The organism is Helicobacter pylori, assembly GCF_030323545.1.
GTDB lineage: Bacteria > Campylobacterota > Campylobacteria > Campylobacterales > Helicobacteraceae > Helicobacter > Helicobacter pylori_CO.
The window spans coordinates 1,004,063-1,026,263 of sequence record NZ_CP122954.1; the positions used below are offsets into that span (position 1 = coordinate 1,004,063).

26 protein-coding genes and 1 pseudogene are annotated in these 22,201 nt (G+C 38.3%); 10 read left to right on the top strand and 17 right to left on the bottom strand.

The features are described from left to right. Nucleotides 1–11 precede the first annotated feature (11 nt). The 10 genes and pseudogenes from QAP06_RS04720 to QAP06_RS04765 all read right to left on the bottom strand — a co-directional run bounded on the left by QAP06_RS04720 (nucleotide 12) and on the right by QAP06_RS04765 (nucleotide 7,354). A pseudogene (locus tag QAP06_RS04720) lies at nucleotides 12–847 on the bottom strand (outer membrane protein). Between the two features lie 28 nt (nucleotides 848–875). Further along, nucleotides 876–1,658 (bottom strand): flagellar sheath lipoprotein HpaA, encoded by a 783-nt coding sequence (gene hpaA, locus QAP06_RS04725; protein WP_286465076.1) that lies wholly within the window; start codon nucleotides 1,656–1,658, stop codon nucleotides 876–878. Nucleotides 1,659–1,776: 118 nt separating this feature from the next. Beyond that, nucleotides 1,777–2,253 (bottom strand): cyclic pyranopterin monophosphate synthase MoaC, encoded by a 477-nt coding sequence (moaC, locus tag QAP06_RS04730; protein WP_286465077.1) that lies wholly within the window; start codon nucleotides 2,251–2,253, stop codon nucleotides 1,777–1,779. A gap of 9 nt (nucleotides 2,254–2,262) precedes the next feature. Then, complete coding sequence (gene mog, locus QAP06_RS04735) at nucleotides 2,263–2,793, bottom strand: molybdopterin adenylyltransferase (protein ID WP_286465078.1); 531 nt, start codon at nucleotides 2,791–2,793, stop codon at nucleotides 2,263–2,265. Between the two features lie 12 nt (nucleotides 2,794–2,805). Continuing rightward, nucleotides 2,806–3,243 carry a molybdopterin synthase catalytic subunit gene (locus QAP06_RS04740; RefSeq protein ID WP_286465080.1) on the bottom strand — a complete coding sequence of 146 codons (438 nt, stop codon included), beginning with the start codon at nucleotides 3,241–3,243 and terminating at the stop codon, nucleotides 2,806–2,808. Continuing rightward, nucleotides 3,244–3,465 (bottom strand): MoaD/ThiS family protein, encoded by a 222-nt coding sequence (locus tag QAP06_RS04745; protein ID WP_286467546.1) that lies wholly within the window; start codon nucleotides 3,463–3,465, stop codon nucleotides 3,244–3,246. A gap of 75 nt (nucleotides 3,466–3,540) precedes the next feature. Continuing rightward, complete coding sequence (ribA, locus tag QAP06_RS04750; protein ID WP_000825056.1) at nucleotides 3,541–4,119, bottom strand: GTP cyclohydrolase II; 579 nt, start codon at nucleotides 4,117–4,119, stop codon at nucleotides 3,541–3,543. A gap of 245 nt (nucleotides 4,120–4,364) precedes the next feature. After that, entirely contained in the window at nucleotides 4,365–5,102 is a 738-nt protein-coding gene (locus tag QAP06_RS04755; RefSeq protein WP_286465081.1) for a DUF3943 domain-containing protein, read from the bottom strand. A 191-nt stretch (nucleotides 5,103–5,293) separates the two neighbouring features. Next, complete coding sequence (locus QAP06_RS04760) at nucleotides 5,294–6,328, bottom strand: bifunctional 3,4-dihydroxy-2-butanone 4-phosphate synthase/GTP cyclohydrolase II (RefSeq protein WP_286465082.1); 1,035 nt, start codon at nucleotides 6,326–6,328, stop codon at nucleotides 5,294–5,296. A gap of 165 nt (nucleotides 6,329–6,493) precedes the next feature. Beyond that, nucleotides 6,494–7,354: a glycosyltransferase family 25 protein gene (locus QAP06_RS04765; RefSeq protein WP_286465083.1), complete on the bottom strand. Its 861-nt coding sequence runs from the start codon at nucleotides 7,352–7,354 to the stop codon at nucleotides 6,494–6,496. Nucleotides 7,355–7,435: 81 nt separating this feature from the next. Between QAP06_RS04765 and QAP06_RS04770 the strand changes: the two genes are divergently transcribed. After that, complete coding sequence (locus QAP06_RS04770; RefSeq protein WP_286465084.1) at nucleotides 7,436–8,056, top strand: M48 family metallopeptidase; 621 nt, start codon at nucleotides 7,436–7,438, stop codon at nucleotides 8,054–8,056. A 10-nt stretch (nucleotides 8,057–8,066) separates the two neighbouring features. Here the strand turns inward: QAP06_RS04770 and QAP06_RS04775 are convergent, their stop codons facing one another. The 6 genes from QAP06_RS04775 to QAP06_RS04800 all read right to left on the bottom strand — a co-directional run bounded on the left by QAP06_RS04775 (nucleotide 8,067) and on the right by QAP06_RS04800 (nucleotide 13,824). Next, a complete protein-coding gene (locus tag QAP06_RS04775; RefSeq protein WP_286465085.1) occupies nucleotides 8,067–10,445 on the bottom strand; it encodes a TonB-dependent receptor family protein in 2,379 nt (792 codons plus the stop codon). 191 nt (nucleotides 10,446–10,636) lie between these two features. Further along, nucleotides 10,637–10,996: a holo-ACP synthase gene (gene acpS, locus QAP06_RS04780; RefSeq protein ID WP_286465088.1), complete on the bottom strand. Its 360-nt coding sequence runs from the start codon at nucleotides 10,994–10,996 to the stop codon at nucleotides 10,637–10,639. A gap of 6 nt (nucleotides 10,997–11,002) precedes the next feature. Then, nucleotides 11,003–11,554 (bottom strand): flagellar basal body-associated protein FliL, encoded by a 552-nt coding sequence (gene fliL / locus QAP06_RS04785; RefSeq protein WP_000797017.1) that lies wholly within the window; start codon nucleotides 11,552–11,554, stop codon nucleotides 11,003–11,005. Between the two features lie 8 nt (nucleotides 11,555–11,562). After that, a complete protein-coding gene (rsmD, locus tag QAP06_RS04790) occupies nucleotides 11,563–12,165 on the bottom strand; it encodes a 16S rRNA (guanine(966)-N(2))-methyltransferase RsmD (RefSeq protein WP_180453695.1) in 603 nt (200 codons plus the stop codon). Continuing rightward, on the bottom strand, nucleotides 12,144–12,470 hold the full coding sequence (locus tag QAP06_RS04795; RefSeq protein WP_286465092.1) for a hypothetical protein: 327 nt from the start codon (nucleotides 12,468–12,470) through the stop codon (nucleotides 12,144–12,146). The genes rsmD and QAP06_RS04795 overlap by 22 nt, the downstream gene beginning before the upstream one ends. Before the next feature lie 343 nt (nucleotides 12,471–12,813). Continuing rightward, on the bottom strand, nucleotides 12,814–13,824 hold the full coding sequence (locus QAP06_RS04800; protein WP_286467555.1) for a class I SAM-dependent methyltransferase: 1,011 nt from the start codon (nucleotides 13,822–13,824) through the stop codon (nucleotides 12,814–12,816). A gap of 131 nt (nucleotides 13,825–13,955) precedes the next feature. Here QAP06_RS04800 and QAP06_RS04805 point away from each other — a divergent pair, with 131 nt between their 5' ends. The 7 genes from QAP06_RS04805 (at nucleotide 13,956) to egtV (ending at nucleotide 19,767) form a co-directional block, all read left to right on the top strand. Continuing rightward, on the top strand, nucleotides 13,956–14,573 hold the full coding sequence (locus QAP06_RS04805; RefSeq protein ID WP_024112321.1) for an MBL fold metallo-hydrolase: 618 nt from the start codon (nucleotides 13,956–13,958) through the stop codon (nucleotides 14,571–14,573). Then, complete coding sequence (locus QAP06_RS04810) at nucleotides 14,574–15,341, top strand: HesA/MoeB/ThiF family protein (RefSeq protein ID WP_286465096.1); 768 nt, start codon at nucleotides 14,574–14,576, stop codon at nucleotides 15,339–15,341. A 15-nt stretch (nucleotides 15,342–15,356) separates the two neighbouring features. Beyond that, on the top strand, nucleotides 15,357–16,130 hold the full coding sequence (gene motA / locus QAP06_RS04815) for a flagellar motor stator protein MotA (protein ID WP_000366185.1): 774 nt from the start codon (nucleotides 15,357–15,359) through the stop codon (nucleotides 16,128–16,130). A gap of 2 nt (nucleotides 16,131–16,132) precedes the next feature. Continuing rightward, complete coding sequence (gene motB, locus QAP06_RS04820) at nucleotides 16,133–16,900, top strand: flagellar motor protein MotB (protein ID WP_286465097.1); 768 nt, start codon at nucleotides 16,133–16,135, stop codon at nucleotides 16,898–16,900. A 3-nt stretch (nucleotides 16,901–16,903) separates the two neighbouring features. Then, a complete protein-coding gene (locus QAP06_RS04825; RefSeq protein ID WP_001031792.1) occupies nucleotides 16,904–17,341 on the top strand; it encodes a hypothetical protein in 438 nt (145 codons plus the stop codon). Nucleotides 17,342–17,460: 119 nt separating this feature from the next. Next, nucleotides 17,461–19,122, top strand: coding sequence for an ergothioneine transport permease/ergothioneine binding protein EgtU (egtU, locus tag QAP06_RS04830; RefSeq protein WP_286465099.1), 1,662 nt, complete (start codon nucleotides 17,461–17,463; stop codon nucleotides 19,120–19,122). Between the two features lie 3 nt (nucleotides 19,123–19,125). Continuing rightward, entirely contained in the window at nucleotides 19,126–19,767 is a 642-nt protein-coding gene (egtV, locus tag QAP06_RS04835; RefSeq protein ID WP_286443769.1) for an ergothioneine transport ATP-binding protein EgtV, read from the top strand. Between the two features lie 11 nt (nucleotides 19,768–19,778). On the opposite strand, the gene QAP06_RS04840 is transcribed toward egtV, so the two are convergent. Next, nucleotides 19,779–19,958 carry a hypothetical protein gene (locus tag QAP06_RS04840; protein WP_000468796.1) on the bottom strand — a complete coding sequence of 60 codons (180 nt, stop codon included), beginning with the start codon at nucleotides 19,956–19,958 and terminating at the stop codon, nucleotides 19,779–19,781. On the opposite strand from QAP06_RS04840, the gene QAP06_RS04845 reads away from it, so the two are divergent. Beyond that, nucleotides 19,950–20,411 (top strand): hypothetical protein, encoded by a 462-nt coding sequence (locus QAP06_RS04845; protein WP_180391518.1) that lies wholly within the window; start codon nucleotides 19,950–19,952, stop codon nucleotides 20,409–20,411. The genes QAP06_RS04840 and QAP06_RS04845 overlap by 9 nt on opposite strands. Next, a complete protein-coding gene (gene uvrC, locus QAP06_RS04850; RefSeq protein ID WP_286465101.1) occupies nucleotides 20,412–22,196 on the top strand; it encodes an excinuclease ABC subunit UvrC in 1,785 nt (594 codons plus the stop codon). Nucleotides 22,197–22,201: the final 5 nt, after the last annotated feature.

A 22,201-nucleotide genomic window follows, 5' to 3' on the forward strand; every position in this document is an offset into this window, starting at 1 on the left:
AATTTAAAAAACTAAAAATCATAAGTTGAAGTGAGATAGACAGAAATATTGCGCTTGAAATGAAGGGTGTATAAAGGGGTTTTAAAATAATCGTTGGTTAAAAAAGGGGTGCGCACACCCAATTCTATCGCCCAATTCTTATACCTTGAAAAGCGGTAACGATACCCCACATTCAACATCACTTGAAACATGTAAGGGTGATAAACGCTTAAAGGATCTTTAGCCCACTTTTTAAAAATCTTTGTTTCATAAAACCAGGTTTCGCCCACGAAATTCATCCCTAAAATCAGCGTTCCAAAAGCGCGTTTGTATAAAAAGTCAGCTCCCGCGCCATAAAAAATAGCGTTAATAAAAGTCTCTTTTCTTTGCAACTTTTCTCTATAGCTTTTAGGGATCTGCGAACTCTCCCTCAAACTATCGCCCAACACGCCCTTATTTTTAAGAAAAAACCCATAAGCATAGTCCAAAGAAATATAAAAGCGCAAACCATAGCGCTCTTTTTTAGGAAAAAATTACTTATAGCCATAAATCAAACTGACTTCAGCAAAAGGAATGTCTCGGTATTTTGAATAGTTTTCAAATTTTTCCCTACTCTGTAGCCATGACATTTGCACCACGCTTGTGCCATAATAATGGGAGCTTTTGTCTATGTTAAAAAGTTTTTTTTGGGCTTTTTAGGCTCAGCAAAACATGGAGGGTGGGTTTTACCCCTTAAACACTTCTTGGCTAAAAACCGCTGGTATCCTAGATCTTTTTCTTTGATGATGGTGTAAGTAACCAAATCATCAGCCCTTAAATACACGCTCAAAAAGAACGCTAAAACACCCCCTTTAAGCAGTTTGTTCAAGCGTTCTTTTCTTATGCGTTATTTGTCTTTATCGGTTTCTCTTGTTTTTCAATTCCTTGGCGTCTTTTTGATAAGATTCTAAATTCTTTTGAGTGAGTTTTTTGTCTATTTCTTGCATGATACTTGTAAAAATCTTATTCAAAGCGCTCTTGATCGCGTCATTAGAATTATCCGTTCCCTTAACCATAGTGCTAACTAACCCTCCGCTATGGCTTGAATGGGTGGTTTTTAAGAATTTTTCTTGAATGTCCAACTCGCTCAAATCCATCGTAAAAGAATCCAAAGATTCCCCACTCATAGGCTCTAGTATGGTAACCTTGACAAACCCGGCCGGGATTAAAACCCCTTCCATTTTATCCAAACCGGTGGAGAACAATAACCCGGGTTCTGATTTTTTCTGTATGGTCCTTTTAGGATCGGGGCGTAAAACAATTTCGCCATTCATAGCAACCGCCAAATATCCTTCTTTTTTTTGCGAAAAAGAAAGATCGTCTTTATCGCTGCTATCTACATTGATAACCTTATAGCCCTGATTTTGCAAAATCTGTTCAACCTTGAGCGTGGTTTGATTCTTGAATTTGTTTTCATACTCTTTAGCAATATTATCGCTGTATTGAAAAGCTGGCCTTAAAAGCAAAATCTTTTCATCTAACGCTTGAACTTTCTCGCTAGCTGGATGGTAATTCAACTTCAAAGAGACCTCATTGGTTTCAATAATATGCGGGCTGCATCCCACCAATAAAGCCACCACGCTCGCACCTAAAAGGCATTTTTTCCATGCAAAATCTTTAAAATGACCATTTGCTTTCATCGTTCTATCCTTGATTGTAATATTTTAGACTTCTATAACAACAAACCCGAAGCAACCAACACGCTTTTGTTGTCAAAGTGTTATTTTACCCTAACATCTTTAGATTATCAGTCTTTTTCTATTTTTTAGCGTTATAATCCCCACTTTTGCCTCCACTTTTATGCTCCAACATCACACCGCTAATTGTCATGCTCTTATCAATGGCTTTCACCATGTCATAAATGGTTAAAAGCCCTACGCTCACGCTCATTAGCGCTTCCATTTCTACGCCCGTTTTAGCTTGAGTTTTAACTCTCGCATAGAGTTTGAAACCGCAAGTCTCTTTTTCTTCTAAAATATCAATATCCACCCCATTGAGCATGATTGAATGGCACATAGGAATGAGCTCGCTTGTCTTTTTAGCTCCCATAATCCCAGCAATAACCGCAGTCTGTAACACCGGACCTTTTTTGACGCCATGATTAACAATAGCGTCATAAGCCTCTTTATTCATGCTGATACGACCGCTCGCTATAGCGATTCTTTCAGTGGTTTCTTTATCCCCTATATCCACCATTTTAGGCTGATTTTCTTCATTCAAATGAGTGAGTAGCATTTTTTTACCTTATTGTTTAGGGCGAAACGCTTGAATGTTTTTTTCATTCACTTGCATATAATTCCCTAAAATCAAATCCACGCAATAAGGAATCGCTGGAAAAACCGCCTCTAAGCATTCTCTAATGCTTTTCGGCTTACCAGGGAGATTGACAATCAAACTCTTATTCCTGATGCCAGCGCTCTGGCGCGATAGAATCGCTGTAGGCACATATTTTAAACTGGTCATTCGCATAAGCTCTCCAAAACCAGGAAGCATTTTTTGGCACACTTTTTCTGTGGCTTCTGGGGTTATATCTCTTAAAGCAGGGCCTGTGCCTCCTGTAGTAACGACTAGATCGCATTGGTATTCATCGCGCATTTTAATCAGCGATTTTTCAATTAAATCCCTTTCATCAGCGACAATTTCGTAATAAAATTCTAAAGGATTGAGCAGGTATTCGCTCAACACTTCTTGTATCGCCTTGCCGCTTAAATCTTCATAAATCCCTTTTGACGCTCTATCGCTCGCGCTCAAAACGCCTATATGAATCGTTTGCATTTGAACTCCTTTTTAAGCTAAAAGCCCACTCCCTTTTAAAAGGTGGCTTCTTTCTTTAGCGTAGATGCATTTATTGCGGATTAAATAGTATTTCCAAATAGGAGCGTTATGCTTAAAATCTTCAATAAAATCTTCGTATAGTTCTAAGGCATTTTTTCTATTCTTTCCCATTAAAACGCATAAAAATGAGCTTTGCCCTATCAAAACATCGCCCAGGCTGTGCGCCATTTTTAACACCACGCCCAAATCTTTGGCTTTATGGTGCCATTTTTCAAACCAAGTCTTTAATAGCGCTTCATAAATATCAAAACTCAAGCCTTGAATGTTACCCTCCCCTCTCACAATCCCCACAAACACACAAAACGCTCCAAAGTTTTTCGCGCAAGCTTCCTCTTGATAGGCTTTTAAAAGCTTCTCCGTATCTAATGCCCCTTGAATGATTTTTAACACCTAGCCCCCACAAACCGGCGGCAACAAGCTTATTACATCGCCATCTTTTAAAGGCGTGTTTAAATTGTCTATTAAACGATCATTAAGGGCTATCGCGCAAACGCCCAACCACTCCTTTAAGCCCTCTTTTTCTTGTAAAACCGCTCTTAATTCCTTCAAATCACTCGCTTTGATGGAAAAATTTTCTTCTTTTATGGGTCCAAAAAATCGCACTTCTACCATCATTTACCCTTATATTAAATCTTTTAAAAGCATGATTTTAATCTTTTTAAAACCTCTTTAAAGCGCTCATAATTTTCACAATAAATGCCCCATTTTGAGCTTTTTGACTTCCAAATACCCTTGATTGTGTTCATTAGCGCACACGATCAGGCTCTCTCTTGTTACTTCAGCGTATTTTTCTAAAGCGGCGATTTTTTTAGGGTTGTTTGTGAGTAAGCGCATTTTTTTAATGCCGTAATATTCTAAAATTTCACCCGCAATACTATAATCCCTTTCATCGTCTTTAAACCCTATCATTTCATTGGCTTGAATGGTATCATAGCCCTTATCTTGCAAAGCGTAAGCATTGACTTTATTAAATAGCCCTATCCCACGCCCTTCTTGGCGCAAATAAATCACTAGCCCCCCTTCTTTAGAAATCCTTTCTAACGCCATTTGCAACGCCCCACCACAATCGCATTTTTGAGAGCCTAGAGCGTCGCCGGTTAAGCATTCTGAATGCAAACGCACTAAGGGGTTTTGAGAAAAATTAGGGGTGAAAATGACTAAATGATCTTTAGAGCCATTAGAACCCTTTTCTCTAAAACATTGGATATAAAACTCCCCAAATTGAGTGGGTAATTTGGCTTGGTTAGAGACTTCTAATCGTTTCAAGGATACTCCTAAAATTAGTTTTAAAACGCATCTTTTAAAAAAAGGTATTCTATCAAAACTCTTTATAATTTTCTTAAAAAATCAATATCAAAGATGAAATCATAACGCTTATTTAAGCTGTTGTCTGCGGTGTCTTCACCCACTACTAGGGCAGTTTGGCGTTCGCTCGTATAGTCGGCTCATAGATAGAGCGGTGGTATTCATTGGTGAAAATGTTTTTAAAATCGCTTGATGCGGGTTATTCTTTAGAATTTGTAAGTTAAATTCAAACCATTGGGGCTTAAATTAGAACGGATTTCATGTTTATTATAAATCCCTAAAGCTTCCCCAAGCCCTAAATCCCTGATCACAAAACCGATAGGATCCATAAGAGCGATGGCTAAACGCCCTAAAAATAAAGAGCCAAAAAGCTTGCCTTGGTTGCGTTGGATATAGCACGTGAGCTGGTAAAACCCTTCCCCTAAAATAGAGCCTAATAAAGGCGTGATCACTAAATCCTGCCAGCTAGGCACTTCCACAAACGCTTCCAAGCCATATTCCCAAAAAAGCGTGGAAGTGATAAAAGAAAAAAACGCTGATGCCATCCAGCTAAACCCAGCCATGCGCGGTTGCATATAATACATGGCCCCAAAATAAGGGTGCAAAATTTCATTGAAAATAAAACTATCATTGTCCAGTTTTGGCCCCATGCGGACATTTTCAAACCAACTTTTGATTCCAAACTTTTCTCTATCCCAATTCGTTACGCTCTCTGGCATGAGATACAACCCAACAATCCCTATCACCAAAGACACGCCTAAAATCCCAACACTCGTGCCTAAATATTTCCAACGGCTGTTTGGGGTATAAGGGATCGTGTTGCTCTTTTTAAACTTCTTTTTAAAATAATGCCATGAGAGATTTTTAGAAGGGCGTCTGAGCGTTTCTTCTAATTGAATGCTGTTAGCGTTTAAAAAACTACAGCCTAACCCCCAAATAACCACGCAAACTACCCAAATCTTTTGGAAGGTTTTTAGGAATATTTTCAATAATATTTTTAGGAATGTTTTTAATGAAATCAGCATAAACTCTATTATTACTCTCATCAGGTTGCAAACTTTATTGCTTGACTTAAATAGGGTTTATTATACCTTAAAAACATCACAACACATTCAATGAAACTGAACAAGCCTCATTAAAGGCTAATCGTTTCTACAAGCTTAAGCCCAAACCCGCTCAAAGCCTTATACTGCCTGTCTTCAGAAGAGCTTAAAAGCCTGAAATCCTTTATCCCCAAATTTTTTAACACTAACGCCCCAATCCCAAAATCTTTAACGATATTGTTTTCTTTGGAATGCGTGTTCATAAAGATCAAATAACCCCCTTCGCGCTTTAAATATTCTAAAGCCTTAAAAAACACTTCAAACGCGCCAGTCGTTAAAAAATCAAAATCCTCTTTGATAGGGTGGAAACGCACTAAAGGGGCTAAACCATTGGTTGTTGCACCCTTAAACTTAAAAGCGTAATGGTTTTTTTGCTGGTGGTCTAAAAAAGTGTAGCATCGCGTTTGGTGTTTTAAAAATTCCCTTTCTTCTTGGCAAAACATTTTCAGCAAACTTTCATTTTCTAAACGATAGCTGATCAAATCAGAAACATAGAGGGTTTTAAGGTTGTGTTTAATGGCGAAATCGTTCAAAAATTTATCCCCTCTCCTCGCCATAGAGCCATCTTCTTTCATGATTTCACAAATCACGCTCACGGGCTTTAATCCAGCTAATTTGCACAAATCCACGCTCGCTTCAGTATGGCCCGTGCGCGCTAACACGCCTCCATCTTTTGCGATTAAAGGGAAAATATGCCCCGGGCGCACAAAATCGCTGGGTTTGGTGGCGTCTTTACACAGCAATTCAATCGTTAAATGCCTTTCAAAAGCAGAAATCCCGGTTTTGGCTTCTTTAGCGTCAATGGAAACCGTGAAAGCGGTCTCATGGTTAGAATCATTCACGCTAACCATAGGGGGTAATTCAAATTTTTTCGCTAAATCTTTAGTCAAAGACACGCAAATCAACCCCCTAGCATGCGTGGCCATGAAATTGATTTTCTCAGGGGTAGAAAAAACCCCGGCTAAAACCAAATCCCCCTCATTTTCTCTGTCTTCATCGTCCATAACAATAAGCATTTCGCCATTTTTATACGCTTCTAAAGCTTCAGTAACTCGTTTTAAGATCATTCTAACTCCCTAGTTTTATTCAATAATATTTAGTTTTATAGAAAAAAGAAATATAGCATGTTTAATAACGATTATTACTTTATTGCTTCATTTAGATACAAACCGCTAAAGCCTTTAAATAAATTGAATGAAACTTCCCCTATCATGCAAGAAATGCTCAAAGACTTATTCTAATGTTTGCAAATTCTGATTAATTTTTGGGCTATACCTAAAAACTTTATCCAAGATTTTAACCGCGCTTTTATGCAAAAAACGGCCAATCCTAATGCTTAAAGGTAATTTTTTAGGCCTTTGTTTTTCTGTGTTGGAGTTTTGGGAATTCATTCCATCACAAGTAATCGCAAATTCTTCTAACACATAGTTTTTGACCCCATGCCAATAATGCCTATCCATCACGCAATCTATAGGCATCACCCATTCTTTCGCGCTGTATTTCAATAATTTTTGCGCGGCTTTTGGGGCTAAAACATACCCTTGAGTGCCAATGCCATCTTTAAAATTTAAGATTTGAGAAACCCCTTTAACGGGAGTTTTTTGTTTAGCCACATTTTCTTCTAAATGCATCAAACGGATATAGCCTAACTCGTTGATGTGTTTATCACAAAACTCCAGACTCTCTTTAAAACGATCTTTTAAAACAATATCATCTTCTAAAATACAGATCGCTTCATTGAGCTCTATGCATTTTTGCCACAACGAATAATGGCTCGCATAGCACCCAAGCTCCCCAAACCCCATCCTCTTCCCGCAATGCTTGAGCGCGTAAAAGAAATTTTTTAACGCGCAATGGGGGTGTTTTTTATTTTCACAAAAAGCCCATAAATCTTCAACCATAAAAGAAGGGTGCAAATGCTCTAAAATCAAGGGGTGTAATTGAGTGGGAGAGATTTTAGAATAGATCGCATCAAAAATTTCATAAGAGACCCCTTGAAGTTTAAGGCTCTCTAAAAGGGGGGTTATATGAGTTTCTTTTAAGGAAAAATTTTGACAGGTTTTTGGGCTTAAATGAATAATAAAAACACGCATGTTAGCCTTAATTCTTAATGCAAATAAAATCAATATTAAACAGACTTACATTCTAGCGCAAATTTTAGTAAAATACGCATCATGTTAGATGATATTCCTATTACCATTCAAAAAAGTAAAAAAATCAAAACCCTAAGCTTGAATATCACGCCCTCTTTAGAAGTGATTCTCAAAATGCCCGATTCTTGCTCTCAAGCTAGGGCGAACGCTTTTTTAAAAGAACAAGAAGCTTGGCTCAAAAAAACCCTTTCAGCCATGCAAGAAAAACACTCGCTCTTGCACGCTAACCTAGAAAAATATCAAAACAAAATCCTTGTGTTTGATGAGGTGAAAAACGCCAACGATTACACCCTAACAGATCTTAAAAAAATCTTAAAAACTTATTTAGAGCAGCAACTCCCTTTAAGCGCTCAAAAAATGCAAACTTCATACACCCATTTCAGCATTAGAAATAACGCTAAAGTTTTAGGGAGCTGCTCTTATCATAACCGCTTGAGTTTTGCTTTATTACTGATTTGCGCCCAAAAAGAAGCGATTGATTATGTCATTATCCATGAGCTCGCCCACACGATCCACAAAAACCATTCTCAAAATTTCTGGCGTTGCGTAAAAACCTTTTGCCCTAATTACCGCGCTCTAAGAGAGTATTTAAAACAAAGGGTTGTTTTTTATACCCAACTGCTCAAGCAACTACAGCCATAAAGATTAAGCCTTAAAAATGATAGCTCACATACGCTGTGATGCTTCTAGGAGGTGCGGCTTCTTTACCATTAGGGCTAGTGCCTATCCCGCTAAACCAATATTTCATGTTAAAAATGTTATTGATCTGCAAGCTCGCACTAACGCTTTGCTTTTTGCGTTCCCACAAAGTGCTAGAAATTTGCAAATTCCACACCCAATACCACGGCGTCATGCCCGCTGTTTTGGTAACGATAGTGCCGTTTTTGATCGTGGGCGCGTATTGAGTGAAAGGCACGGTGTTTAACACATCGCTATAAGCCGTGCTATAAAAGAAAGAGCTCAACCCAATCGTGGTTTTAGCGTAAGTGTAGCTCGCGTCTAAAATAAATTGGTGCGGGCTGACAAAAGGGAGTTTTTTGCCAAAAATATCTTTTTTAGGCCCTTTAGGATTAGCAGGGTTAGTAACCATCGTGTGGCTTGTGATATTAGCATCTATAAAAGTGTAAGCCGCATGGAGATTAAGCCCTCTAATTGGCGTGTAATACAACTCTAACTCCACGCCTTGCGATCTCGCATTGACCGGTTCTTTATTATCCCCATAGCGCCCGGTAAAATAGTTATTCGCAAAAATCACAAAATAATTCGCGTTAAAACTCACTTGATTGTTGAAATAATATCTTGAGCCGCCTTCCATGACATTAAAGATTTGAAAATAATCCGTGCTTGCGCCTACAAAACTACCGATATTGCTGAACTGTGGCGGAATGTAACTTCTTTGATAGTTGAAATAAAACAACCAATCTTTAATGGGTTTATAACCGACATTCACTGCTGGATTCCATTGGTTATAACGATCTTTAATGGTTTTTGGGACTTGACCTTCTTTAAAAGGGGGAGCGTCTTTTTTTTCGTAATTTAAAAAAGTGTATCTCAAGCCCGGCGTGATCGTTAGCATGCCGTCATTGAAATTGATTTCATCGCTGGCATACACAGCAGTATAATTGTTGAAATTATTGAGTGAAGTTCCTGCATCAAACCCACTACTATTATTAGGCATGCTAGGGTTTTTCCTAGTGGTGGATCGGCGGTATAAATCTTCAGTTAAAAAGCGCATTCCCATATTAAAAGTTTGTTTGACTTTACCGGTATTGACGATAAGATTGAGTTTTGGCTCAAAGGCATTCACCACGAAGCGGCGGATATTGTCAAAAAATTGCCAACAAGGGCTGTTCGTGTCGCTATAAGAATACAAACCGCAATTAGGGTTTTTCGCGCTAATTTCTCCTTTTCCTTTAAAGGGTAAAATCTTATTTTGACTGCTCATATACACGCTTTGGTATTGGTTGGAAAACCCAAAATCCCTACTCATGTCATGCGTGAAATAAGTGAATTTAAAATCTCCCCCCACTTTCCTATCCGGATCGCCAAAATAATTTTGATACACGATCCCAAAGCGTTTGGCTCGCCCTCCATCTTGATTGTCAGGGCGCTCATTAATGAAGCGGTTATAGGCGTAATCTTGTGCACTCAAAGTGCCTGGATGGTAAGAATTGTATTGATAATATTGGTAATAAGCTTTAAAAGTGTTGGTCGCATTGATCTTATAGATCGCATCCAACAAGTAGTTTTGCACCTTTGTAGGGCTGTTTTGCCTGAAACCTTGCCCGTTAATCCAATTGCCTTGGGCGCTAATTCCTATATACTTACCCAACATCCCGGCCGTTCGCCCATAAGTGTTAAACAGCATTTGGTTTCCTAAAGTTTGGGCTAAAGGCTTACCTTTTTCTTCAGGATCGACAAAATTCCCATTAGAGGATCGCCCCCAAAAAGTGATCCTTTCAGCCGCTTGATTTTCCCACTCTTTAGGGATTTCTTTAGTGATGATATTCACCACGCCTCCAAAAGTGTTAGGGCCATATTGCACGCTCGTTCCCCCTTTAATCACATCAATCCTATCCACTGACTGGAAGGTTACAGGGAAAATCGCCAGTTCAATATTAGAATACGGCGCGCCATAAATGGGGATACCATTGACTAAAATCATGCCCGTATTGCTATGCCCGTTACCTCCCCCACCAAAACCGCGCACCGAAATTTTGGGCAACACGCCTGTGCCTGTAGCGTCTCTGATTTGAATCCCAGGCACGTTTTGCAAAGCGTTTTCAATATTCAAATTACCCGTTTTTTTGAGTTCTTTGTTGGAAATCACCGTGCGAGAGCTTGTGGAATTACGCACTTCTTCGCTTTGCCATGAAAGCGGCGCGGTTGAGCTGAATTTTTGCTCAGTGGTTGTAACTTTTTTTAAAAAATGGTGCTTATCTTTTGCGATCATAAAAGAATTAAAAGTCCAAAAAGTCAAAACGACCGACGCTAAAAAATACGGGGTTTTTACCCTCAAATAACCATTCATTATGATAACCTTTCTCATTTAATTCAAACCGATGCATATTATAAAAATAATCATTATAATTAACTTAAATTTTGAAGTTTGATTTTTTTATTTGCAATTTGTTATCAAAACGATTTGAAAAAGGTTTTTTGCGTTTTTAAACAGCTGCTAAGCGTTTTTTAAAACAGAATGTTAGTTTTAGAATGCGTTATTTATCTATTTGACGCAGAAACCATCACAACCGCTATCGCAAAACCAGCGTCATGGCTGATGCTCGCGCTCAAGCTTTGGATATTGAAATAATCCATTTTTTCTTTAGAAAGGGTGATTAAGGGGGCGTTTTTAGGGCTTTTAGAAATATGCATGTCTAAAAAGCTCAATTCCTTACCAATACCCACTTGAAGGGCTTTAGAGCAAGCCTCTTTAAGCGCGAAAAACCCGGCGATACTGCTGGATTTATCCTTACATAAAACGATCTCACTTGGCGATAAAAAACGCTCTAAAAACTTCATTTTAAAGCGTTTTACGCACTTTTCTATCCTAGCAACAGAGACAATATCTATGCCAATCATTTAAAATTATTGGATGATAAAATCAGTGAAAAAGACATTTTTAATAAAGCCATCAATCAAAAACGAATTCAAATGGCTCTTAATTTCATCTTTAAGCTTGTTTTTGCCTTTATTGGTAACCACTTCTTCCACGCTTTTAGACGATAGAATTTCTATAATCGTGTCTTTAATCGCTGTGTCCTTAACCTTGACTTCATTTAAAAGCTTTTCATTACTCAATTCTAACGAAATAGAAGCCTTAAGGTAGCGTCTGCCATTTTGAGAAACCAAATTCACCGCAAAAGGCGCATCAATCGCATACAAAGGCCCAAGCACCAAATATTGCTGGATATTAGAGCCTTCTTTGGCCTCTTGATTTTTATTCGCCATAGGATTAGCTTGAACTTCTTGGGTGTTTTTAGAAGCGTTTTCTTTAGATTCTTCCTTATTCCCCATAAGTAGCATGATAATCACCCCCACCAATAAAAGCATCACTAACACGCTCCCGATAATGACAAATAAAAGGGCTTTACTTTTTTTGGGAGGTTGTTGCGCGGTATTTTCTTGTTCTTCTGCCATGCCTATTCCTATTGAAAATAAGTTAAAGTGGTTTTTCCAAATTTTTTCTGTTTGATTATAGCTAAAGTTACAAGACTTTTAGGCATTTCATGCGCGCTTTCATGCTCAAAAACCACTAAAAGATTTTTTGGATTGAAGCGTTTCAATAATGTTTCTAAAGCTTGAAAACACTTTTCATAAATCCCTAAAAACCCGCTTGTTTCAAAAGGAGGATCAAAATAAAGGATATTCAAAACGCCATTTTTTAAACACAGAGTGGGCAAAAGCTTGAAAGCGTCATCTAAAAAGGTTTGAATTTCAATTTCCTTTTTCAGGCGGTTTTTAAAAAGGGAAATATTTTCTAAAAGCGTGGCATAAGCGCTTTTATTTTGCTCAAAAAACACTGCACTTTTAGCCCCCCTACTCAAAGCCTCTAAACCCATAGAAGCGCTTCCTGAAAACACCTCTATAAAATGCGCTCCCCTAATTTCTGCTTGCAAGGTGTTAAAAAACGACTCTCTTACGATCGCTTTCGTGGGGCGCGTGCTAGAAATTTCAGGCAAATTCAAACCCAATCCCTTACAAGCCCCCCCAATAATCTTAAATTTTTTTACTGGCTGATGATTTGGCATAATTTGTGGGTGTATTCTTCTAGTAATTGCTGGATCTTTTGCTCTTTAGAAAATTGGATTTCTTCGCAAGGTTTTTCGCTCGTCTTTAAAGCGTGATAAAAATTTTTTATATCTTCTTTCACGCTCTGTTTAGTGAAAGGCTTTCTTAAGCGCTCTTCTATAAAGCATAGGGGCTTATTGGTTTCTAGCGTTTCATCATCGCTTAAAACAAAGTCGCAAACTTCCACAGGAGAAAGACAACCGCTCAAATAAAATTCCAAACTTTTTTGGTTCAACAAAGACTTGCAAGAAAGAAAAATTTTCAAAAAACCCCTTTTATCCCATCAATTTAAATTGTTTCAAATTATAGCAATTCTTTCTTTTAAGCGCCATATTAAATAAATAAATTCAAAAATTGTTTCATTTTGTAAAAAAGTTAAAAAGAATGTTAAAAGTAGAGTTTAAATAACATCGTTTTTTTTTTTTTGTATAATGCTCGGCGAAGGTAAGAGCAAAAGGCAAAAATATTCCTTCCTTCTTTACTATAACTTAGCATTTTAATAAACTTTTTCATTAAAATGTCCTGACGCTCTTACCTTTCCCCCTTTAAAAAAATGCAAGCTTTTTATTAATTATTAATTATTATTAGATTGTCAAAATGCTTTTAATTTACATTTTATTTTTTTTCACAAACTCTAACGCCTTGAAACGCTCCCCCAAACCCCCAGGGCTAATTAGGGGCTTGATTTTAGCCGCTTCTTTCAAATACCTTTCATAACCCACGCTCTTTGAAAATATTTCTAACAATCCCATAAGCCCCATATCAAGCAAAGCGTTAGCCTGCGATTTGAAGAATGAAAATTGTGCATGGTGTTTTTCAAACAAAAAGCGCACCAAAGAAAAATTGACATCATAGGTCAAATCGCTCTTTTGATACAAAGAAGCTAGATTGTTTAAAATATCCTTAAAATCCAGTGCTTGGTGGTTTTTAAAAGCCCTTAAATGCATGTCTTTTCTCTCTGTTTCATCGCCATAATCAAAGCTCAAAAACACCCAAGAAGGAGCCTCATTCAATTTTGCTAACAAATCCTTAATGAAAGCCTCTAAAAACAACGGCGCGCACCCTTGTTTTAAATCCAAATTTTTAAGAAGTTCTTTAGTGGGTTCATCAATAGCGCCCCAAACGCCCTTATGATCATGGGTGATAAAAAGCATTTTGTTATCTTTGATGATCTCGCAAGCGAACGCGTCAAACAATTCATTAGAGACAACAAACGCATTTTCATGCCCCTTGAAATCTAGATCTTTCAGATCGCAGATCGTCAAATCCAATTGCGTGGTTTGTTTGAAAATAGTTCGTTGGAGTTTTTGCAATTCCTTTAAAGGCTCACAGCTGATAAACTCGCATTTTTCCATTACGCCCACGCTCAAAGCGTTTAAAAAACTGGCTATATCGCTCAAAAAATGCCCATGATGAGAGCCAATTTCTACAATTTTTAAAGGCAAAAATAATTTTTCTTCTTCTAAAAGCTTGATGATATAAAACGCCATAGCGCCCCCAAAAAACTTACTCAAAGACACCGAAGTGTAAAAATCCCCTTTTGGACCGATTAGCGCCTTTCTGTAATACCCCTTTTTTCCATAAAGCCACTCTTGCATGTAATTCCCAAACGATCGCACGATTTTCCTTTCATTCAAACTCATCTCAACCAACAATAATAGAAGCGCTATTCTAGTCAAAATCGCCTTATTTTTGCGCTATGATATTCCATAATAATGACTTTTAGGCTAGTTTGAAGGGAGTGTAGAGTTTGGAAATTTTAAGGCGAGAGTGTGGGGCGGTGGAAGAAAACGCTTATATTGTGAAGCTTTCTAGTGGGATAGATTTTATTATCGATCCCGGATTTTCTAGCAGCGAATGGGTGTTAGAAAACGCCAAAAACCCTAAGGCGATTTTAATCACGCATGGGCATTATGATCATGTATGGGATAGCGCTCAATTGTCAAAAACCCTTAAAAACACCCCCATTTACGCCCCAAAAGACGATGTGTTCATGCTAGAAAATGATATTTTCCATTTAGGCATGCCGGTTTTTAGCCCCAATTTTAGCGTGCCTTGCAATAAGGGTTGCACCACTTTAGAGATAGAAAACACTACCATTAAATACTGGCATTTTCCCGGACACACGCCCGGTTGTTCTATCATAGAAATAGAAGGGGTGATTTTTAGTGGGGATTTTATTTTTTATCGCAGCATTGGTCGTTATGATTTCCCTTATTCTAATGAAAAAGACATGAAAGAGTCCCTGTTAAGGTTTCAAAATTTAGACTTTCCTAAAGACATAGAGATTTATCCAGGGCATGGGGATAAGACAAGTTTTTTTGCTGAAAGAGAGCATTCTAAAATTTGGGTTTCAAGGATGGCTTAATTGTTAAGCCGGCCAGAAAAAGAGCGTTATTTACGCCATATCATGCTAGAAGATGTGGGCGAAGAAGGCCAATTGAAGCTTTTAAAATCTAGCGTTTTAGTCATTGGGGCTGGGGGTCTTGGATCAGCGGTTTTGATGTATTTGTGCGCCGCTGGGATAGGAAAAATAGGTATTGTAGATTTTGATGTGGTAGATATGAGTAATTTGCAACGCCAGATTATCCATTCACAGGATTTTTTAAACCAATCTAAAGCCTCTAGCGCGAAAGCGCGCTTAAAACAACTCAATGCCGGTATTGAAATAGAGACTTTTGAAGAACGCTTTAAGGCTCATAACGCTCTTTCTCTCATAAAACCTTACGATTTTATCATAGACGCTACAGACAATTTCAACGCTAAATTTTTGATTAATGACGCTTGCGTGTTAGCCCAAAAACCCTATTCGCATGCCGGGGTTTTAAAATACATGGGGCAAAGCATGAGCGTTTTACCCCATAGCGCATGCTTAGCGTGTGTTTTTGATAAGCCCCCTAAAAAGGGATTAAATCCTATTTCAGGGCTTTTTGGGGTCTTACCCGGGGTTTTAGGGTGTATCCAAGCGAGCGAATGCCTTAAATATTTTTTAGGGTTTGAAACTTTACTTATAAATACTTTACTTATAGCCGATATTAAAACAATGGATTTTAAAAAAATTCAAGCACCCAAAAACCCTGAATGTAGGGTTTGTGGCACGCATAAAATCACGCATTTACAAGATTATGAAATTTAGATTAAGGGGTAAGTTTTGGATTTATCAACCATACTAGGCTTGGTATTGGCGGTCGCTTCTATTTCGCTAGGCGATATTTTAGAAGATGGTAACCCGTTGCACATTATCCATTTGAGTTCAGTCATCATCATCGTGCCTACTTCGCTTTTTGCCGCCATGACAGGCACACATGCTCGTTACGTGAAAGCCGCTTACAAAGAGATAAAAATTGTTTTTTTAAACCCTAAAATCAATTTAAACGAAACCATTAAAAATTTAGTGGAATTAGCCACTTTAGCCAGAAAAGATGGGGTGTTGAGTTTGGAGGGGCGAGTGGCGCAAATTGAAGACGATTTCACCCGTAATGGCTTGTCTATGATCATAGATGGCAAGGATCTCAAATCCGTTAAGGAAAGCTTAGAAATCAGCATTGAAGAAATGGAAGAGTATTACCACGGCGCCGCTCATTATTGGGAGACGGCCGGCGAGACCGCTCCTACTATGGGGTTAGTGGGGGCGGTTATGGGGCTTATGCTAGCCTTGCAAAAACTGGACAACCCGGCTGAAATGGCAGCAGGAATTGCTGGGGCTTTTACGGCTACTGTTACAGGAATTATGTGTTCTTATGCGATTTTTGGCCCTTTTGGGCATAAGCTCAAGGCTAAGTCTAAAGACATTATTAAAGAAAAAACCGTTCTTTTAGAGGGGATTTTAGGCATCGCTAATGGGGAAAACCCAAGGGATTTAGAAAACAAACTCTTAAACTACATCGCTCCCGGTGAGCCTAAAAAATCCCAATTTGAGGGCTAAACATGGCTAAGAAAAACAAACCCACCGAATGCCCCGCCGGCGAAAAATGGGCGGTTCCTTATGCGGACTTTTTGTCGTTGTTGCTCGCGCTTTTTATCGCTCTTTATGCCATTTCAGCGGTCAATAAATCCAAAGTGGAAGCCTTAAAAACCGAATTCATTAAGATTTTTAATTACGCTCCCAAGCCAGAGGCGATGCAGCCGGTTTTAGTGATCCCACCTGATTCAGGGAAAGAAGAAGAGCAAATGGCGAGCGAAAGCTCCAAACCGGCTTCGCAAAATACCGAAACAAAAGCCACTATCGCTCGCAAAGGCGAAGGCAGTGTTTTAGAGCAAATTGATCAAGGCTCTATCTTAAAGCTCCCCTCTAATTTGCTGTTTGAAAACGCTGCATCAGATACTATCAATCAAGACATGATGCTCTATATTGAACGGATCGCTAAAATCATTCAAAAACTCCCTAAAAGGGTGCATATTAATGTGAGAGGTTTTACAGACAACACGCCTTTAGCTAAAACCCGTTTTAAAAGCCACTATGAATTAGCCGCCAATCGCGCTTATAGGGTGATGAAAGTCCTTATACAATACGGCGTGGATCCTAACCAATTGTCTTTTTCTTCTTATGGCTCTACCAACCCTATCGCGCCTAATGATTCCTTAGAAAACAGAATGAAAAACAATCGTGTGGAAATCTTTTTTTCAACCGATGCGAACGATTTGAGTAAGATCCATTCTATTTTAGATAATGAGTTCAACCCCCACCAAGAATGAGCCATGAATAAATTTTTTCTCTTCATCTTTCTTTTTTTAGCGAGCCTTATTGCTAGAGAAAAGGACGCTTCTTCAAACCTTTTTGATTTGATTGATAAAGGGATCAACAGAGAACAAGAACTAAAAGAGCAGGAGCAAAAAACGCGCTTAAAACTGGCTCAAAGCCCTTTAGTGGCTTTAGAGATTGTCCCCCAAGAAACGCCCTATTTAGAATGGCAAGGGGCTAGGGAGTCGTATTATTTAAAGGTGAGCGCTGTCGTGGAGAGCGTGGTTATCTTAAAAATTGATATCAATCAAGGGCGTTCTTGCTCGCTCTACCCCACGCCTAAAAGCGTTTCTTTAGTGAGGAATCAAAGCGTAGCCTATGAAATTTTATGCGAAAACCAGCCCTTGTGGATTGAAGTGAGCACGAATTTAGGCAAACGCACCTTTCAGTTTTAATTTTATTAGTTTTTGGCTTTGTTTTAAAAAAGCTTGTGCTTATTATAATTAAAATGATAAGAACTTGATTCAAACCCAATATTAAAAAAACCTTTTTATATAAAATAAGTTTGGTTATAATGCTAGGCATGGGCGTTTTTAAACAATTGATCAAAGAATTGTATGAATGGTTGCTCTATTCTATAGATGTGGCTACGCAGCATTTAGTTGCCGTGGTGTTAAAAATAAGCGTGGTAAAATATTTGATAAAAGAATTTCATGATCGCTTCATTTATTTTATAGACTTGATTGCACAGCATTTTATCATCGTTGCACTTTCTGGTTTTTTTGTGCTGGTGTTTGGGGTTTTGATTGGGGTTTTGGTGTTTTATAATTCAAAGGCTAGGGCGTTCTTGCTCCCTATAGTGAATTTCCTTTACACCATCCCATCGCTTGCGTTATTCGCTTTACTCATTCCTGTGATTGGGGTTGGGTTAAAAAACGCGCTTTTAGTGTTGGTCTTATACGGCTTATTACCCATTGTCCATAGCACTTATAACGCTTTAAAAGAGGTGAGAGAAGAAGTCATTAAGGCCGCTATTGGGCTAGGGTGTAACCCCAAAGAGTTGTTTTTTAGGGTGCACTTCTTGCTCGCTATCCCCCAAATTTTAGTGGGTTTAAGGATTGCGGTGGTGATGTTAGTGGCGATGGCTGGGATTGGAGCGCTCATTGGGGCTGGAGGCTTAGGGCAGGCGATCTTTAGAGGGCTAAACACGCAAAACACCACGCTTTTAGTGGCGGGTAGTTTGATCATTGCTCTTTTTAGTGTTTTAGCGGATAAATTTGTGAGCGTCTTTCAGCATGAAAACGCCTTGCAACGCCTATTTTCTCAAAACGCCACCAAAAAACAAAAAAGAAAAGTTTATCTTAATTTAGCGGTGTTCCTTTTTTTATTGCTAGCGAGCACTTTATGGCTTATTCCTAGAAACGCCATAGAAGAAAAGCCCTTAGTCGTGGCGACAAAACCTAGCAGCGAGCAGTATATTTTGGGCGAGGTTTTAAGCCTTTTGTTAGAAAAACACCATATCCCTATCAAGCGAGCGTTTGGCATTGGCGGGGGGACGATGAATATCCATCCGGCATTAATTAGGGGCGATTTTGATTTGTATGTGGAATATACCGGCACCGCTTGGGTGAACACGCTCAAAAACCCTTTGACTCAAAAAGTGGATTTTGAAACGATTAAAAAGCGTTATGAGAAGGAATTTAATCTTTTATGGGTGGGGCTTTTGGGCTTTAATAACACCTATTCCTTAGCGATTTCTAAAGAAGACGCTCAAAAATACGCGATTGAAACTTTCAGCGATTTAGCCTTTCATAGCCCAAATTTTGATTTTGGAGCGGAGTTTGACTTTTTTGAAAGAGAGGACGCTTTTAAAGGATTAGTGAAAGCCTATCCATTCCATTTTAGAAGTTTGCATGAAATGGATATTAATTTGCGCTATAAAAGTTTTGAATCCCATAAAATCAACGCTTTAGATGTCTTCACTACAGACGCTCAAATCAAAGAGCTAAATTTAAAGGTGCTTAAGGACGATAAAGGGTTTTTCCCCAATTATCAGGCCGGTATTGTTATGAGAAAAGAAATTGTAAAAAAGTATCCGGAAGCGTTAAAAATCTTAGAAAAATTGGATTCAAAATTTAGCGATGAAATGATGCAAGATTTAAACTATCAGGTGGAAGTGTTGAAAAAAAGCCCCCAAATAGTCGCTAAAGATTTTTTAGAAAGATTGGGATTATAAAGCATGAAAGAAATCGTTACCATAGAGAATGTGTCTTTTAACTACCACAATCGCGCTGTTTTTAAGGATTTTAATTTAAGCATTCAAGAGAGGGATTTTTTATGCGTTTTAGGGGAGAGTGGGAGCGGTAAAAGCACGCTTTTAGGCTTGATTTTAGGGCTTTTAAAACCCAGTCTGGGGAGCGTTAAAATCTTTAATGAGACCCTTTCAAACAACGCTTTTTTACGCCAAAAAATAGGCTATATCGCTCAAGGCAATTCCTTATTCTCTCATTTAAACGCCATGCAAAACATGACTTTTTGCCTTAATTTACAAGGCATAGATAAAGAAACCGCTCAAAAAGAGGCCAAAGCCTTAGCGTTAAAAATGGGGTTAGAGGAGAGCCTTATGGATAAATTCCCTAACGAATTGAGTGGGGGGCAAGCCCAAAGAGTGGGCATTATTAGGGGGATTATCCATAGGCCAGAACTCATTTTATTAGACGAGCCTTTTAGCGCTTTAGATAGTTTTAATCGTAAGAATTTGCAAGATCTCATCAAAGAGATACACCAAAATTCTCACGCTACTTTCATTATGGTAACGCATGATGAAAGCGAGGCTCAAAAGTTGGCCACAAAAACCCTAGAAATCAAAGCCCTTAAATAAGAGCAATGATTTTAAGGCTGATTTAAAAATTCTGGCGTGGTGTTGTTGGTGGGCGTTTGCATAGAGGAATTAGAGCTGTTTGAAGTTTTTTTAGCGGGTTTTCCATTGAATGGGGGGGCTTTATAGCCGCAAGCTTGAATCGTTATGGCTACAAGCGTTAAAAAGCATGTTAAGATCAGTTTATGGAACAAAATATTTTCTCCTTACTCATTCAAAAAAAGTCTTATAAAAAGCTTGAAACTCTTTTGAAACTCAAAAAGCTTAAGGTTTTTATGCCTTTAAGTTTACAAGAAAATTTGCTTTTTATCTTCATAAAAGACTCTAAATTGCTTTTTGCGTTTAAAGATCTTTGGGCGTCTAAAGAATTTAACCAGCGATTCGCTAAAGAAATCAGCTATTTTTTAAACACGCAAGGGCATGCTTATGGGTTTGACGGGTTAAACGGGTTAGAAATTTTAGGCTATGTGCCTAAAGATTCCTTAGAAAAAGCCAATTTTTATGCCCCCATTAAAAAACAAGCCCGTTTTTATCGCCCTAGCGCTTTAGGGTTGTTCCATAACCCCATTAAAGACGCTCGTTTGCATGAATGTTTTGAAAAAGCGCGCGCTTTGATCCACTACCAACGAAGTTTTTTTGAGGAATGAATGGCTGATTTATTGTCCAGTTTGAAAAACCTTCCTAATAGCAGTGGCGTGTATCAATATTTTGATAAAAACCGCCAACTGCTCTATATCGGTAAGGCGAAAAATTTAAAAAAGCGCATCAAAAGCTATTTTTCTATCCATAACAATGAAATCACGCCCAACCATCGCGCAAGCTTACGAATCCAAATGATGGTCAAACAAATCGCTTTTTTAGAAACCATTTTAGTGGAAAACGAGCAAGACGCTTTGATTTTAGAAAACTCTTTAATCAAGCAGCTCAAGCCCAAATACAACATTCTTTTAAGAGACGATAAAACTTATCCTTATATTTATATGGATTTTTCCACCGATTTCCCTATCCCTTTAATCACACGAAAAATTTTAAAACAGCCTGGCGTTAAATATTTTGGCCCTTTTACGAGCGGGGCTAAGGATATTTTGGACAGCTTGTATGAATTGCTCCCATTGGTTCAAAAGAAAAATTGCATTAAGGATAAAAAGGCATGCATGTTTTATCAAATAGAGCGTTGTAAAGCCCCATGCGAGAATAAAATCACCAAAGAAGAGTATTTGAAAATCGCTAAAGAATGTTTAGAAATGATTGAAAATAAAGACAAACTCATCAAAGAGCTTGAATTAAAAATGGAGCGCCTTTCTAATAACTTGCGTTTTGAAGAAGCCCTCATTTATAGAGATAGGATTGCAAAAATCCAAAAAATCGCCCCTTTCACTTGCATGGATTTAGCCAAACTCTATGATTTGGATATTTTTGCTTTTTATAGTGGGGGCAATAAGGCGGTGTTAGTGAAAATGTTTATGCGTGGGGGTAAAATCATTTCTTCAGCGTTTGAAAAAATCCACTCTCTTAATGGGTTTGACACTGATGAAGCGATGAAACAAGCCATTATCAATCATTACCAATCGCATTTGCCTTTAATGCCAGAACAGATTTTATTGAACGCTTGCTCTAATGAAACGCTTAAAGAATTGCAAGATTTTATCTCTCACCAATGCTCTAAAAAAATCGCTCTTAGTATTCCTAAAAAAGGCGATAAGCTCGCTTTAATAGAAATCGCTATGAAAAACGCTCAAGAGATTTTTAGCCAAGAAAAAACCTCTAATGAAGATCGGATTTTAGAAGAAGCGCGATCGCTCTTTAAATTAGAGTGCATGCCTTATAGGGTGGAAATCTTTGACACAAGCCACCATGCCAACAGCCAATGCGTGGGGGGAATGGTCGTGTATGAAAATCATGAATTTCAAAAAAACTCCTATCGGCGCTACCATTTAAAAGGCTCTAATGAATACACTCAAATGAGCGAATTGCTCACCAGAAGGGCTTTAGATTTTGCTAAAGAGCCACCGCCTAATTTGTGGGTGATCGATGGAGGGAGGGCACAATTAAACATCGCTTTAGAAATTTTAAAAAGCAGCGGGAGTTTTGTAGAAGTGATCGCTATTTCTAAAGAAAAAAGGGATTCTAAAGCTTATCGCTCTAAAGGGGGTGCTAAAGACATTATCCACACCGCTAACGATACTTTTAAATTGCTCCCTAGCGACAAGCGCTTGCAGTGGGTGCAAAAATTGCGCGATGAAAGCCACCGGTATGCGATAAACTTCCATAGATCCACTAAACTTAAAAACATGAAACAAATCGCTCTTTTAAAAGAAAAGGGTATAGGAGAAGCCAGCATGAAAAAATTGTTGGATTATTTTGGGAGTTTTGAAGCGATAGAAAAAGCGAGCGAGCAAGAAAAAAACGCCGTTTTAAAAAAACGAATCTAAAGGAA

What these genes read in the sequence shown, in the direction of transcription:
- hpaA (WP_286465076.1), bottom strand. Translation starts at nt 1,658, where the DNA reads ATGAAAGCAAATGGTCATTTTAAAGATTTTGCATGGAAAAAATGCCTT.
- moaC (WP_286465077.1), bottom strand. Translation starts at nt 2,253, where the DNA reads ATGCTACTCACTCATTTGAATGAAGAAAATCAGCCTAAAATGGTGGAT.
- mog (WP_286465078.1), bottom strand. Translation starts at nt 2,793, where the DNA reads ATGCAAACGATTCATATAGGCGTTTTGAGCGCGAGCGATAGAGCGTCA.
- QAP06_RS04745 (WP_286467546.1), bottom strand. Translation starts at nt 3,465, where the DNA reads ATGGTAGAAGTGCGATTTTTTGGACCCATAAAAGAAGAAAATTTTTCC.
- QAP06_RS04760 (WP_286465082.1), bottom strand. Translation starts at nt 6,328, where the DNA reads ATGATCTTAAAACGAGTTACTGAAGCTTTAGAAGCGTATAAAAATGGC.
- QAP06_RS04765 (WP_286465083.1), bottom strand. Translation starts at nt 7,354, where the DNA reads ATGCGTGTTTTTATTATTCATTTAAGCCCAAAAACCTGTCAAAATTTT.
- QAP06_RS04770 (WP_286465084.1), top strand. Translation starts at nt 7,436, where the DNA reads ATGTTAGATGATATTCCTATTACCATTCAAAAAAGTAAAAAAATCAAA.
- QAP06_RS04775 (WP_286465085.1), bottom strand. Translation starts at nt 10,445, where the DNA reads ATGAATGGTTATTTGAGGGTAAAAACCCCGTATTTTTTAGCGTCGGTC.
- acpS (WP_286465088.1), bottom strand. Translation starts at nt 10,996, where the DNA reads ATGATTGGCATAGATATTGTCTCTGTTGCTAGGATAGAAAAGTGCGTA.
- fliL (WP_000797017.1), bottom strand. Translation starts at nt 11,554, where the DNA reads ATGGCAGAAGAACAAGAAAATACCGCGCAACAACCTCCCAAAAAAAGT.
- rsmD (WP_180453695.1), bottom strand. Translation starts at nt 12,165, where the DNA reads ATGCCAAATCATCAGCCAGTAAAAAAATTTAAGATTATTGGGGGGGCT.
- motB (WP_286465097.1), top strand. Translation starts at nt 16,133, where the DNA reads ATGGCTAAGAAAAACAAACCCACCGAATGCCCCGCCGGCGAAAAATGG.
- QAP06_RS04825 (WP_001031792.1), top strand. Translation starts at nt 16,904, where the DNA reads ATGAATAAATTTTTTCTCTTCATCTTTCTTTTTTTAGCGAGCCTTATT.
- egtU (WP_286465099.1), top strand. Translation starts at nt 17,461, where the DNA reads ATGCTAGGCATGGGCGTTTTTAAACAATTGATCAAAGAATTGTATGAA.
- egtV (WP_286443769.1), top strand. Translation starts at nt 19,126, where the DNA reads ATGAAAGAAATCGTTACCATAGAGAATGTGTCTTTTAACTACCACAAT.
- QAP06_RS04845 (WP_180391518.1), top strand. Translation starts at nt 19,950, where the DNA reads ATGGAACAAAATATTTTCTCCTTACTCATTCAAAAAAAGTCTTATAAA.
- uvrC (WP_286465101.1), top strand. Translation starts at nt 20,412, where the DNA reads ATGGCTGATTTATTGTCCAGTTTGAAAAACCTTCCTAATAGCAGTGGC.